Source organism: Jiulongibacter sediminis (assembly GCF_001306455.1).
Taxonomy (GTDB): Bacteria; Bacteroidota; Bacteroidia; order Cytophagales; family Spirosomataceae; genus Jiulongibacter; species Jiulongibacter sediminis.
In genome coordinates, this window is record NZ_LGTQ01000015.1 from 209375 (window position 1) to 222456 (window position 13082).

General features: G+C 41.4%; 12 protein-coding genes and 1 pseudogene. 7 read left to right on the forward strand and 6 right to left on the reverse strand.

Annotated features, from left to right (window positions below):
* The first annotated feature begins 10 nt into the window (after nt 1–10).
* The 3 genes from AFM12_RS18745 to AFM12_RS18755 all read left to right on the forward strand — a co-directional run bounded on the left by AFM12_RS18745 (nt 11) and on the right by AFM12_RS18755 (nt 3236).
* Nucleotides 11–556 (forward strand): fasciclin domain-containing protein, encoded by a 546-nt coding sequence (locus tag AFM12_RS18745; protein WP_055151738.1) that lies wholly within the window; start codon nt 11–13, stop codon nt 554–556.
* A gap of 64 nt (nt 557–620) precedes the next feature.
* Nucleotides 621–959, forward strand: coding sequence for a hypothetical protein (locus tag AFM12_RS18750; RefSeq protein WP_055151741.1), 339 nt, complete (start codon nt 621–623; stop codon nt 957–959).
* A 39-nt stretch (nt 960–998) separates the two neighbouring features.
* Nucleotides 999–3236: a TonB-dependent receptor domain-containing protein gene (locus tag AFM12_RS18755; protein WP_055151744.1), complete on the forward strand. Its 2238-nt coding sequence runs from the start codon at nt 999–1001 to the stop codon at nt 3234–3236.
* A gap of 431 nt (nt 3237–3667) precedes the next feature.
* Here the strand turns inward: AFM12_RS18755 and AFM12_RS18760 are convergent.
* Nucleotides 3668–5340: pseudogene (locus AFM12_RS18760) on the reverse strand (TonB-dependent receptor domain-containing protein).
* A 1254-nt stretch (nt 5341–6594) separates the two neighbouring features.
* Between AFM12_RS18760 and AFM12_RS18765 the strand changes: the two are divergent.
* The gene (locus AFM12_RS18765; protein WP_055151750.1) at nt 6595–6858 is read left to right on the forward strand and encodes a helix-turn-helix domain-containing protein; all 264 of its coding nucleotides are present in this window, start codon (nt 6595–6597) and stop codon (nt 6856–6858) included.
* A gap of 571 nt (nt 6859–7429) precedes the next feature.
* Here AFM12_RS18765 and AFM12_RS18770 read toward each other — a convergent pair.
* The 5 genes from AFM12_RS18770 to AFM12_RS20075 form a co-directional block, all read right to left on the reverse strand.
* Complete coding sequence (locus tag AFM12_RS18770) at nt 7430–7576, reverse strand: hypothetical protein (RefSeq protein WP_157687486.1); 147 nt, start codon at nt 7574–7576, stop codon at nt 7430–7432.
* 420 nt (nt 7577–7996) lie between these two features.
* Nucleotides 7997–8569, reverse strand: a complete 573-nt coding sequence (locus AFM12_RS18775; RefSeq protein ID WP_055151756.1) for an HPP family protein — start codon at nt 8567–8569, stop codon at nt 7997–7999.
* 427 nt (nt 8570–8996) lie between these two features.
* Nucleotides 8997–9308: a hypothetical protein gene (locus AFM12_RS18780; protein WP_055151759.1), complete on the reverse strand. Its 312-nt coding sequence runs from the start codon at nt 9306–9308 to the stop codon at nt 8997–8999.
* The gene (locus tag AFM12_RS18785) at nt 9305–9652 is read right to left on the reverse strand and encodes a DNA gyrase inhibitor YacG (protein WP_055151762.1); all 348 of its coding nucleotides are present in this window, start codon (nt 9650–9652) and stop codon (nt 9305–9307) included. The genes AFM12_RS18780 and AFM12_RS18785 overlap by 4 nt, the downstream gene beginning before the upstream one ends.
* A gap of 65 nt (nt 9653–9717) precedes the next feature.
* Nucleotides 9718–10023, reverse strand: a complete 306-nt coding sequence (locus AFM12_RS20075) for a helix-turn-helix domain-containing protein (RefSeq protein WP_055151765.1) — start codon at nt 10021–10023, stop codon at nt 9718–9720.
* 272 nt (nt 10024–10295) lie between these two features.
* Here AFM12_RS20075 and AFM12_RS18795 point away from each other — a divergent pair, with 272 nt between their 5' ends.
* The 3 genes from AFM12_RS18795 to AFM12_RS18805 all read left to right on the forward strand — a co-directional run bounded on the left by AFM12_RS18795 (nt 10296) and on the right by AFM12_RS18805 (nt 12783).
* Nucleotides 10296–10751, forward strand: coding sequence for a LexA family protein (locus AFM12_RS18795; protein WP_055151768.1), 456 nt, complete (start codon nt 10296–10298; stop codon nt 10749–10751).
* Nucleotides 10735–11994 carry a Y-family DNA polymerase gene (locus AFM12_RS18800; protein ID WP_055151771.1) on the forward strand — a complete coding sequence of 420 codons (1260 nt, stop codon included), beginning with the start codon at nt 10735–10737 and terminating at the stop codon, nt 11992–11994. Before AFM12_RS18795 ends, AFM12_RS18800 begins: the two co-directional genes overlap by 17 nt.
* Before the next feature lie 69 nt (nt 11995–12063).
* Complete coding sequence (locus tag AFM12_RS18805) at nt 12064–12783, forward strand: SOS response-associated peptidase (RefSeq protein ID WP_055151774.1); 720 nt, start codon at nt 12064–12066, stop codon at nt 12781–12783.
* Nucleotides 12784–13082: the final 299 nt, after the last annotated feature.

Sequence of the window (13082 nt, forward strand, 5' to 3'; positions counted from 1 at the left end):
CTGATATAAAATGAAAACCTTAGTTATTACCCTTGCACTTGCGGTCGGTTTTTATTCCTGCCAAAACTCCGGCTCTTCTGAAAGCTCTACCTCGGCTGCTTCTACTACCCAGGTGGGTGGTCAGGAGGCGGTTCAGGATGATGTCTCTGACCCCGATGTGGTTAAAGTCGCTGTTGGTTCACCAGACCATACCACGCTTGTTACGGCCATTAAAGCTGCAGACCTCACTACATCTCTGGCAAATGCGGGGCCATTTACTGTTTTTGCTCCTACCAATGCGGCCTTTGATGCACTCCCACATGGAACTGTGGAAAGCCTGCTGCAACCGGAGAATAAGTCTCAGCTTGAAAATATCCTTCAGCACCATGTCATGACCTCTGCATTATCCGCAGACTTTTTCCAGGATGGACAGACCATGGGGATGGTGGATGGTACTAACGTCACTTTCACAGTAAATGGTGACGAGGTTCTGGTAGACGGAGCCAAAATACTGGGCTCGGTAAAAGCCTCAAATGGCTGGGTTCATGTGGTAGATAAAGTCATTATTCCGCAATAATTATTCGCTAAAAAACACGGGAGTGAAAAGGTTATTTTCAATAATATCACTGATTGTATTTTCAATGAAAGTACTTTTCACTCCTTTGCTTTATCTCAAATATGAGTTTAGAAAAGAGTTTATAATTGAGAAATACTGTGTCAATAAAGACAAACCGGCCCTTCACTGCGATGGTAAATGCTACCTGGCACAAAAGATAAAGGAAAGTCAGGAAAAAGAAAGCGAAAAAGAGTCGCTCAGGCTTTTGAATTCACTCCTGACGGTAGAAAGTATTCAAAAGGAGACCTTTTTTGAGTTTACACTCTGGCCGGTTTTTCGTAAACAGGTGCAGTTTCCGGCTTTTCATTCTACCTATCATTTTGAGGTTTATGGTGAGTATTTTCATCCACCTGCCTTTGGCTAAAAAACATCTTTTTTTTAGTCATTCAAATTCCTTCTCAAAATGAAAAATCATACCCAGATAACGGCAGGGCTATTATTTGCCCTTCTGTTTAGCAGTGCTGTGGCCTTTTCACAGCAAATTCAACTAAAAGATACCGAAACCGGAGAGCCTATTGCCTTTGCCACCTATCAATACGCCGGCAGGCAAGGTCATGCTGATGCCGAGGGCCGGATTAACCTCACGGGGCAACCAGGGCAAAACCTATGCCTGAGCCACCTTAACTACGGTCAATGGTGCCTGCAAACCGATGAAATTCAAAAGGGTGGCACGTTTTACAGGCCCAGTCAAACCCGCGAGCTTTTCCCTTCTTCTGTCATAGCTTTACGGCCCAAAAAGGACGAGGTTCAAAGCCACAAACTGGAACACCAGGATAAACTGGCTCATGATGCCGGCTCTCTGCTTAGTGCTGATCCGGCCATTGCCGGAATCCGGAAAAGTGGGGGCTATGGCTTTGACCCAGTTCTCCGAGGCTTTAAATATGACCAGATTAATGTGGTCATGAATGGAGCTCAGGGAGCCACTGCCGCCTGCCCAAACCGCATGGATCCGCCTACCTCACAGGTGGCCCCGAATATGACCGATAAAATTGAGATCATTAAAGGGCCATATGCGTTGAGATATGGCAATGGCCTGGGAGCAACTATCAATTTCGTTTCTGCTCCGCTTGCATTCCATACTGAAAATGAAATCTATGGCCGGGCATCGCTTTCGTATGAAACCAACCTGAACGCCGCTCGCTCTGAAGCCATGATAGGAAACAGCGGGAAAAATCATCTTCTGGAGTTGTTTGGTTCCTGGTCAAAAGGAAATGATTACAAAGCTGGAAATGGAAACGTAATTCAGGCAGATTTTAACCGGGCCAGCTATGGAGGTAATCTGGGACTGAAATTAGGGAAGACCCAGACACTCAAACTTTCTGCTTTACGAAACCTGGCCAAAAACACAGATTTTGCGGCTTTGATGATGGACCTCCGCAATGACGACACCCGCATGTATAATGCCGAGCACCGTATTCTGTTCAAGGGCTCTGCTCTGAAGTCTGTGCAAACCACTGCCTACTACTCTGAGGTAAACCACCTGATGGATAATCTGCTGAAAAACCTGACTCCCCGAATGATGGATGCCAGCACCGATGCCTTCACACAGAATTACGGGTTTAGATCAGAGGCTAAAATGCTCTTTGGGAAAAATGCTCTTTTTACAGGTGTTGATCACCGTACTGAATATGCCAGAGGCCTGCGAACACGTACTTTTCTGATGGGTCCCAATATGGGTAGGTCAATGACGGATGACCCCTGGCAAAATAGCAGTATTCGTCGTTATAGTCTCTTTTCAGAATACCAGATTAATCGCGATTTCCTGCGATTGGTGTTCTCTGGAAGAATGGAGCTTAACGAAGGGGCCATCCGGAATACCAGTCCTGAATTTGCCAATGTCACAGTTAGTCAATCGGGCTTTAAACCCATTGCCAGCCTGTCTGCCGGTGGATTGTATAATCTGCCTAAGGGATTTACGATTGGTCTGTGGGCTGCCCGGGCACTGCGGGCACCGGGGCTTTCTGAACGGTATATAAACTTTTTTGCCATCGGCAGAGATTCTTACGAACTGGTGGGAGACCCCGGACTGAAACCAGAAACGAATAATCAGGCGGATCTGACACTGGAATACAAAAGCAAAAGAATCACGGTAAGTGCAGATGTTTTTTACTCTTACATCCAGAACTATATCAATTCCCGTATCGACCCTGAGCTCACCCCAAGAATTGCAAACAGTCCTGGAGTTCGTCGGTTTGTGAATATTAACAAAGCCGTGAAAAAAGGAATTGAAACCCGTATAGAGCATTCTCTTACTGCCTGGCTTAGCCATGAACTGGCTTTTGCCTACACCAATGCTCAAAACGTTACAGAAGACGTTCCCCTGCCGGAAACCGCCCCGGCAGACCTGCGGTACTCGCTTAGGCTCAGCTTGATTGAAAATAAACTACAGGTAGCCACTCATTACCGCCATGTTTGGAAGCAAGACCGTATTGATGTCAATTATGGCGAGATGGTTACTCCCAGATTCGATCTTTTCAGCATATCTGCGGGTTACCACATTCTCAAAAATGTACGGGTAAGGGCAGCGGCAAATAATCTCCTGAATACAACCTATTACGAGCATCTGAGCCGTGCCCTGGGAACAGGTCAGCTTTACGCACCAGGAAGGTCATTTGATCTGACTTTGAGCTGGAGCTTTTAGCGTTTTGGGGGGTTTAAGGTGAGATTGGGTATTCAGTGATGAGTGGTTTTATTTTATATTAACCAAGCAGGAATAAAAAGGCTCTGCACAGGAATAATCAATCAATTTAGTACCTTTTAAACGGTCCTTCGGTGATGGGTATGTTTTGCAGTGTTACTTTTTGAAGGGCTGGGAGTTTGAGGTCTGACAGCTTACCCTGGGGGTTTAGTTTGGTCTCTCCCTCATATTTCATACCTATGTTTCAGAAGAAAAAAGCAATTCCTAAAACTCCTTCTCCCCAAACTCACTGGCGGGCAGCCTGGTCGCTTTGTCACGTTTATTGAAATTGTAGCTTAGGTTTAGTAGTAAAATATTGGTTTCCTGTATGTAATTGGTGGTGGTGTAAAAATCCCTGCCTCAGTGGTAACTCGTTTTTCGTTTACACCCTTCAGTCAAAAAGATATATTCTGCCAAAGCAGTGAAGCACTCAGGCGGTTATCAAGAAAGCCCTTTTTAATGGAAATATTGGGCTGGTAAAACCGAGAGACTTCTCCCTGTGCCTTATTTCTTTTTGACAGATAACTCAGGTTAAACTGGCTTTTGTTGTGATCTGATAGCTGATGTTGGAGTAGACCGCGTACACCCAGCCCCTACTACTCACTTCCAACGCATTTTCAAACAAAAATCCTCGTATCTCCAGATTGTAGATGTTTCCTCCAAGAAACGCCTTCAGGTTTTTGATCGGGGAAAGGGTAGCTCCAAGGTCTGATCCAGTCAGTTTGGCCCTGCCCGCATTGGTATAAATGCGGTTCAGGATGGTGTCATTGTACACACTGTTTACCCGGTTTACAATATCCTGGATGTTCTGGTGGTAGATGTTCCAGTAAAAGGTTGCCTTTTTGAAATCTTTACTTAAACCCACCTCATACAGACCGATAAACTCGGGGCGAATGCGGGGATCACCCTGTTCCAGCGTTTCGCTATGTTCACGCTCCGGGTAGGGGTTTAATTCGTTATTGGTTGACCGCTGCACCCGTCTACTGTATGCTGCTTTTAAAGCCCAGGTGTCGCTAAAGTTGTAACGTAAACTTGCGGAGGGAAACAGGTTTGAAAGCGGCAGTTCAAAAGGCTCGCCACCCCGGTCATCACTAAACCTACGATAGGCATTTTCGAAACGTAGCCTACCTGAAAACTTCAGTTTATTTACCTGCCCGGCATATTGGGGATATAGTCCATGAATGCGGTTAAGCACTGAAATTGACCCTGTAAACTCTGGATACACAACAAAAGCCTCGTCATTTTCCTCTTTTTCCAAGTAATCAAACGCCCTATCCTGCAGCTGATTTCTTAACTGATAACCGACAGACAGCTTACCATGCACTACCGTTTTTTCGTAATCGATTTTTGCCCGAAAGGCCTTTAAGGGGTTGTATCCGTTATTGAGCGTGTATTGCAGCGTATCATTGAAATTGTCAATAGTCAGATTTCGGTTTTTGGTCCAGCCTTCTATCAGGGCGTTTTCGTAGAGAGCAGAGAGACTCAGGCTGGAGGTTTCGTCAAAACGATGTAGGTAGTCCAGGTTAAACACCTTAAATGTGCCGCTTTTTAATACCAGATTGGAGTTAAAATACTGACTTTGACCAATTACCGTATTATTGTTCAGATCGGTTTTGGTGTTGTTGTAATAAATATCTGCGAGGCGGTACTGGTCGCGGTGGCCCAGATAGGCTCCGGCGTTCAGCTCATTTTTATCGTTGAGGTAATAGGTAGCCGGAGCCCTGAAACCGTAGTTTTCCCGTTTAAGGCTGCGTTCGCCCTCGCTGGGGAAACTTGTAAAAATATCACCAATGGTGGTATTGACATCGCCCACTCTTCGACCAGCAATATCGTTTCGGAGATAGTTGAGTGCCAGACCCAGATCCAGCTTGTTTTTCCGGTAGTTTAAAGAAACATCGGCACCGTAGCGTTGAGGCTCTTCGGCGTTAAAATACTCTTTGATGCGAGGGAGGCCATACTGCAGGTTGGTGCTGAGTGAAATCCCGTCTATGCTTCCTTTTTTAGTGACAATATTGATGATTCCCGCTTTGCCATCGGCATCGTAACGGTCAGAAGGGGCGGTGATCATCTCAATTTTTTCGATGGTATTGACTGGTATCTGGCTCAGGATGGTGGCGGCATCTATCTGGGTGGGTTTGTCATTTACGAGTATCAAAAAACCTTTGGAGCCCCACACGGTAATTTCGCCTACTGCATTTCCAGTGTTGCTATCACATTCGGTTTAAGACCGGTGATGGTGACAGACTCCAGCAGCTACCAGACTGATAGCCGCTAGATCAAGTCCCTCTGCCAGATTCTGGCAAGAAACCTAGATGTATTTGGTTTTATAACCTACCTCCTCTAAAAGCTATGAAGTATTTGTCCTGATTGAGGCCCTCAAAGCTGAAAATTCCTTTATCATCAGAAACTTCTCCCGTCACATATTGGCAGAATTTTGCTTTTACAGAAGTAGGGTAGCATAGGCCAGAGGCTCGGTGGTGAGAGAGCCTTTAAGCACACCCATGACGCCGTTTTTCTTCTGGGCTGTTGCCGTAGATGGAGCCCTGTAAAAAAGTAAGGAAAGAAGAAGTCTCCTCCTCGCTCTGTTTTGTGATTCAAAGGTAAGCCTTTGGGGATCAAAGTACGACTTGTATGAATATGTATCGGTATTTAGTGGATTTACCGGCCAGAAGTGTTGATCAGGTAAACATCAAGCCTGTGGTAACCCATAAGCCTGTTATGATTCACAAAAAAGTTTAAACCGTCAATTATAATTAGGTATGGTAAATTCGGTAGGTTAAGCGATCTCGCCTGCGGCCCGGTCTTTTGTTACGGCAGGCATGTAAAAGCTTATAAAAATCAGGAAGATTATCCCTTCACGTTTAAGCTTTCTAAATTCTGTATAGAGAAAGAGTTACTTACCGGTTAAAACAGTAAGGGAATTAATTGACAAGGTACATCAATTCAGTCGTTTGTACTTGAAATCGGATAGCCAACAGAATAAACACTAGCACCGGTCGGTAGTACTCCTTCTTTTCATTTGAAAGCAATTCGTAAGATGAAAGTTAAAATGACTCTTGTAATATGGAGTTATTTAATAGGTATTATCATAAATAAGGGTTTTCTGATTAAATCAGCTTATAGTTGGGTTACTATCACAACCGTATTGAAACAAGGGTCAAAGGTACTTTTTTCAATCTTGTTTTTCGGAGGATTTTCATAAATGATAGATCATTGCCAAATGGAGTAAGGGTATAAAAAAGGTGAAAAAAAGTACAAAAAAGTACAAAACGGACTCCCTTACAATATCAATTCTCTTGTTTTATGGCAAATAGAAAGTGCCATGAAAGAGATACATTTGTTGAATATTGAGCTTAGTGAATTAAAAGAGTTAATTCAAATATCGGTAAGAGAAGTGCAAAGTTCATCCCCATCCAAGAACAAAGAGAAATCCAAATACCTGAATCAGACTGAAGCTTGTAAGTATCTAAAAATCACTCCTCCCACTTTTAGAAAAATCAGAAGTCGATTTAATGCTTATCAGGTTTCAGAAGGAAGAAAAGTTTACTCCCAGAGGGACTTAGATGAGTACCTCCAAAGTTTATAGGGAAACTAAATTATCAAGGATAATTGCTAAAAATCTTTTAACGTCAATCTGACCATGTTATCTTAGAAATTGCTGTGTTACAATTTTTTGGAAATCTTTAACACATAAGGCAAAATAATTTTCCGAAAAATACTCGTCTAAACCTTTTATGTTAGCTCTTAAGTATCATTTAATCAAATGCTTATAAGTTTATATTTTGGAAGATACTAGTTCCCCTCATTGGTGAAGATAATATCATTAACTCCTTCAAATTTGTCAAATTAGGGTCAAGGTCAGATCAAGGATTACACTCTCATCATTATCAGAACTAGTTTTAAGAATCAACTTTATTTTTCTCCGCTAAGGGGGATTATATTCTTAACAATTTTCAAGGTATTACCAGCGGTCCTACCGCTGTAGTACAAAACTGTAGTCAAATTTGACTACGCTGATTCCAACTCAATAAAGGCCAATTGAATAAAGAAGAAGTCGATTTAAAGTAAGCCAAGAGCGTAATACCGTTCATGACTACCGTAGTACCTCATGGTATTACCTAGGGTTGCTCTATGGAGGAATGGTTATAAAGAGTTGGTTACCTATTAGTTATGCCCATCTCGTCCAAACCTTCATCTTTTAAAGTTGTCTCATTTTCGGTAGTACCTGAGTCAAGCGAGCGTACTACCATCTTCTGAATAAATGCTTCTACCATATCCCAAAGTACTACGATTAAAACGCTCAACAACGCAACAGTTGTAAACATCCAGAAGCTATTCGTACGGGACTTCTTTTGGACATATTGTAAGGTAGTCATAGTTTGCTTAGTACGTTTTTCTAACGTACATGAATTAAGGAAGTGTAGCTTCGGACCAACCTTTTATGCTCATAATTTCATTTTCGTGAATCCTAAAGTATTAATAACCAGCAAAATACAACTACCCTAATAGAGGCACAGTTCGTCTAAAACGTTTTAAGGTTACTTCTAGCTCAGTATGGCGGGAGTTGAAGAATTTGGAAGTATGCACGTGTTTTAAAGCATTTTAAAAGATCGCGATCGCCCGTTCTCCGCTGTTGGAAAGGTATTTCTTTTACGGCACTTGGATATTTATCTTGAACCTAAAAAGAGATTAAAGTATAGAATGTTAACTTTCAAAATTGTGATTTAGTAATATTTCCTTTTCCATACTTTGAACCAATTCTGGTTTACGGGGTAGCTGCGATGTGTTGTTATGTTATTAAACAGAAGAGCAACGCCCAATAGAATCATAACGCCTGAAAACACGGGATTAAGGACGTACCAATAACCTAACGATTTGATTTTTTCAGAGCCTATAATGGCTATCAGTGCAGTAGCACCGCCTGGTGGATGAAGAGTTTTTGTTATCTGCATTATAACAATGGCTGTGGATACGGCAATTGCGGCTTCCAGCCAAATTATCTCTCCCGGGATTATTTTCTGTATTGTAACACCCACAAAAGCACTTAACAAGTGGCCGCCTACCAGATTCCGAGGCTGAGCGAGGGGGCTGTTTATTAGTCCGTAAAGAAGCACAGCTGTTGCTCCGAAAGAACCAATTAGAAAGAGAGTGTCTTGATTTAAAAAAAGTAAATCGCTTAGTAATCCCACCAGGCCAATACCAATGAAACCTCCTAAGAAAGTCCATAGATGCTCTCTATGATTTATCAGAGTTTCCTTGTAGATGATATATTTTACGATTCGGTATTTTCTTTTCATTCAAGTGACTTTAAAGCAAAAATACAGAAGAATAAATGTTGAATTCTCAATATTTTTGTAATATATTTTGACGTGAAGTTTTGATTTGCCATCCTGAATCAAGGCTTTATCTTGTTTGACTAGGAGTAGTCTCCTTTCGAAATTTAGTGACTTCAGAAGTCAACATAGTATTTTCTAATAAAGCTTTCTCTGCAAAAATTGATGTAGATTTCTAGAAATTCTTATGATATTACCGTTGTATAACCAAAGTATTCCAGTAAGGTAGCCAATTCTGGTTGCAAGGTTCTCATCTCAACAAAGATCGATTTAGGCATAAGAATGAAAGCTGTATAGAATCATCCCAGACGGTAGTACAGTTGATGACTGCCGTAATGCCGATGGTAGTACATGGATTGATTCCAGAGAGTCATTTTTTGAAGATGCGAATCTAAAGTGTCGGTTTTCTATTGGTTATGTGATTGTTGCCCAAGCCATCCTTTTTCAAAGTTGTTTTATTTTCGGTAGTACCAGGGTCATACCAGCGTACTACCACCTTCCGAATAAGCGATTCCACCTTATCCCAAAGTACTATGATTAATATACCCAGCAACGCAAAAGTTGATAACATCCAAAAGCAATTCGTACGTGACTTCTTTTGGACATATTGCCGGTAGTCGTAGTTCGGGTAGTACGTTTTTCTAACCTGTATGGCTTGAGGTATTTTAGCGTCATACCATTCTGTAATACTCATTCTTTTCATTGTAGTTTATGTTTATGGATTTGTAACATGCCATTGTTTAAAGCTCGAATTTCAAATTCTGCAATATGAATGTTTCCATCTTTCGTTGTTCCTGTGTAGCTCTCTTTAAATAGATGATCAGGGAAAAGGTTTGCGGGTACAGGTTTTTCTCCAATCAAACGGTACATTTCATCGAGTAATTTCTTGTTTTGCTTGATCTCGGTAATACGTTTGCGTAGTACGGTATTACGATTTAGGTAGTTTTCATTGTTCTTTGTATCCCTACACTTTTTGGAACAATACTTTTGATCACTTCGTCCGGTTAGTTCCTTTTTACAAACCAGGCAGTTTTGATGTCGTCTCATATTTCTGTGGATATTTAAAAGTAGATTAAGTGCTTATAAGCACTTAGAAGTTATTTAAAATAGTTTTAAAGCTCTTTCGACGACCTTACAAAAGCATCCAGGTCACTTTTGGCATATAGAACCCGACTCTCTGAAATACGGTATACGGGTATCTTCTTTTCCCTACTAAGCTTCGTTAAAGTTGGAACTGATATATTCAGATATACCGCAGCTTTCCTGCCATTCATATATTCCGCTTCTTCGTTTTTAGGGTCGGAATCAAACTTCTTGGATCGTGAAGCTGATTCATCGATTAAATCCTTCATCAAAGATTCAAATTGCCCTATTGAAAGGGTGAAAAGGGGATGGCTTTGCTTGTCATGTGTAATCATAGTTGAGGCGAAACATTTATGATCACAAAGCTCTGAAATCAAAATCCAGCTGTCAACACCCCTTGGCCAAATTGCGTTATTTTCTATATCAAATATTAGATAATGAAACACTTATGGAATTGTTGTTTGGTTAACCTTTATCGTGATTAACCAAAAGGGCTATAAAAGTGATCTCCTCAGCAGTGCCATTTCTGCGGAAGGTATTAGCAATTGAAAATCATCCTTGGAGAGACTCAACGCCGCTCAATACTTTTGAGCAAAAGAGTGAATTTATGAATAATATAATACAAGGGCGGGAGGTCTGTATCTATGCCCTGGATGAAAGTGAAGCTTTGCTTTTACCACTGGTTGGTAGTCCTGTCAATGCCGGATTCCCTTCCCCGGCTACAGACTTTCTGGAAAACAAGATTGATCTCAATGCTGAGTTGATAAAGAATCCTTCAACAACATTTGTAGCAATAACAAACGGAGAGTCAATGATTGGTGCTGGTATCTCTGATAAGGACATTCTGATCATTGATAAATCTCTGCCTGCCAAGGATGGGAATATCGCTGTCTGCTTTTTGGATGGAGAGTTTACACTGAAGAAACTAAAGATAGAGAAAGACGTAATTTGGTTGATGCCCCAAAACCCATTGTTCAAACCCATCAAGGTCACTAAAGAAAATGATTTCCAAATCTGGGGCATTCTCACCTACTCGATTCAAAAACATGTACGCACTTATTGATTGCAATAACTTCTATGCCAGCTGTGAACGGTTATTCAGGCCCGAACTAAATGGAAAACCGATTGTAGTACTCAGCAATAACGACGGATGTGTGATCGCCAGAAGTGATGAGGCAAAGGCCATTGGAATTCCAATGGGAGCACCTGCTTTTGAGTTTGAACAGACCTTTCTTCAAAATAAGGTTCATGTGTTTTCCAGTAATTATGCCTTGTATGGTGACATGAGCAATAGGGTAATGTCCATGCTTGGAGAGTTTGCTCCTGAAATTGAAATATACAGTATTGACGAGGCTTTTCTGCACTTCAAAGGTTTTGAGAAATATGACCTTTCTACCTATGGTAGTGAAATCAGAGAGAAGGTTACCAAAGGCACAGGCATACCCATTAGCATAGGTTTCGCTCCTACAAAAGCCCTTGCAAAAGTTGCTAATAAAGTCGCAAAAAAGTATCCGGGTCTGTCTGGAAATGTGTACTGTATTGACTCGGAAGAGAAGAGGATAAAAGCCTTAAAATGGCTCAAGGTTGGTGATGTTTGGGGGATTGGGGCTCAACACGAAAAGAGGCTCAAAAATCTAGCGATTCATACAGCTTATGACTTCAGCGAAATGAACTCATCATGGGTGAAGAATACAATGAGTATTGTTGGGTTAAGGCTTCAAAAGGAGCTTCAAGGAATCCCATGTTTATCCATGGAAGAAATTCAGCCAAAGCAAAACATTGCAGTCACCCGTAGTTTTGAAAAGAACATCAAGGACTTCGGACTTATCCGAGAAAGGGTTTCAACATTTGCCGTAACCTGTGCTGAGAAACTAAGAAATCAAAACTCATGCTGTAATACGATGATGGTTTTTGTATTGACAAATCCGTTCAGGAGGGATTTACCACAGTACAGAAACAACCTGACCATGCAATTGCCCTTTCCTTCAAACTCAAGTATTGAACTAGCTGAGTTCGCTGAAATGGGTCTAAGAAAAATCTACAGAGAAGGATATGAGTACAAAAAGGCCGGGGTAATGGTTATGAATCTGACTCCTGAACAAAACAAACAGGTTTGCCTCTTCGGCAACACAAATCCGATTCATCAACCAGCTATGCAAGTAATTGACGGACTGAATGCAAGACTAGGCATGAAAAAGGTCAAACTGGCCAGTCAAAACCAAGGGCGAACCTTCAAAATGAGACAGGAGAAGCTATCCCCGTACTACACCACAAGGCTCAGTGATGTTATCCGAGTAAAGGCTTGACTACCAAGACTATTTGAAAATTACTGATCAATGCCTTAATTTCAATTTGAAAACATAACATAATAGCTCATGTGTTACCATATCTCTGAAACCACTCCTTTGTTTGATGATTTTGTAGATTACTTTGACATTCCGGGATATAACAGGGACTACAATAATGACCTTTACAAAGTATCTTATCATCTGAATGGTTTTACTAAGCCTCATATTCCGGTTATTAGGCCAGAAGAGGGAGAGTCAGTCATTGACATGTACAAATGGGGGTTAATGCCACATTGGGTAAAAGACCCGAAGACGTGGAAAGCAAACACACTCAATGCAAGAAATGATGAGCTGTTTGGGAAACCCTCATACCGGTCTTATTGGAAAAACAGATGTTTGGTTATTGTATCTGGTTTCTTTGAGCCAAGAGATCGTGGAGTTGCAGGTTTAGAAGGTCCAGCGAGTAAAGTACAAAAGACGGAAAGCTGGTATATCAAAAGCAAAATAGAACCACTATTAACATTGGGCGGAATCTATTGCAATGGAACTGTTTCAATTTTAACAACAGATGCAAGTCCACTATTATCTGAAATTCACAACGATGGCAAACGGATGCCATTAATCATTGATGACCCGGATATCAGAGACATTTGGCTACATGATGACCTCACCCAAGACGAAATGGCAAGATTGATGGACAGTTACCCGGATGACGAAAGCCTGATCGCATACAGAGCTCTTGATGGAATTATGAGCAATAGGGTGGACACCAATGTACCGGAAGCTATTATGCCTCATGCGGCTTAAGAAGTTGATAAATTACAGCTGTAGTTCCAATGGTAGTACCCAAGGTAATACCACAGATTTAAATTTCATTTCACTTTTATCAAGCCGCAACTAAAACAGTTGAGCCTTAAATTAATTTCTACTTAGGGTAGAGGCTGTAGTTTTCTTAAATTGACAGTTCGGTTGACTCCAAAATTTAAGAAATTATATTCACTGTTACACTTACTGTTACCATTAACAAAATTCCTATACTAAATAATTGATAAACAATAATTTAGCTTATTTGGTTGTAGCCCCGACAGGAATCGAAGCCGATCGCG

What these genes read in the sequence shown, in the direction of transcription:
- AFM12_RS18800 (WP_055151771.1), top strand. Translation starts at nt 10,735, where the DNA reads ATGTACGCACTTATTGATTGCAATAACTTCTATGCCAGCTGTGAACGG.
- AFM12_RS18750 (WP_055151741.1), top strand. Translation starts at nt 621, where the DNA reads ATGAAAGTACTTTTCACTCCTTTGCTTTATCTCAAATATGAGTTTAGA.
- AFM12_RS18785 (WP_055151762.1), bottom strand. Translation starts at nt 9,652, where the DNA reads ATGAGACGACATCAAAACTGCCTGGTTTGTAAAAAGGAACTAACCGGA.
- AFM12_RS18780 (WP_055151759.1), bottom strand. Translation starts at nt 9,308, where the DNA reads ATGAAAAGAATGAGTATTACAGAATGGTATGACGCTAAAATACCTCAA.
- AFM12_RS18745 (WP_055151738.1), top strand. Translation starts at nt 11, where the DNA reads ATGAAAACCTTAGTTATTACCCTTGCACTTGCGGTCGGTTTTTATTCC.
- AFM12_RS18755 (WP_055151744.1), top strand. Translation starts at nt 999, where the DNA reads ATGAAAAATCATACCCAGATAACGGCAGGGCTATTATTTGCCCTTCTG.
- AFM12_RS18805 (WP_055151774.1), top strand. Translation starts at nt 12,064, where the DNA reads ATGTGTTACCATATCTCTGAAACCACTCCTTTGTTTGATGATTTTGTA.
- AFM12_RS20075 (WP_055151765.1), bottom strand. Translation starts at nt 10,023, where the DNA reads ATGATTACACATGACAAGCAAAGCCATCCCCTTTTCACCCTTTCAATA.
- AFM12_RS18775 (WP_055151756.1), bottom strand. Translation starts at nt 8,569, where the DNA reads ATGAAAAGAAAATACCGAATCGTAAAATATATCATCTACAAGGAAACT.
- AFM12_RS18765 (WP_055151750.1), top strand. Translation starts at nt 6,595, where the DNA reads ATGAAAGAGATACATTTGTTGAATATTGAGCTTAGTGAATTAAAAGAG.
- AFM12_RS18795 (WP_055151768.1), top strand. Translation starts at nt 10,296, where the DNA reads ATGAATAATATAATACAAGGGCGGGAGGTCTGTATCTATGCCCTGGAT.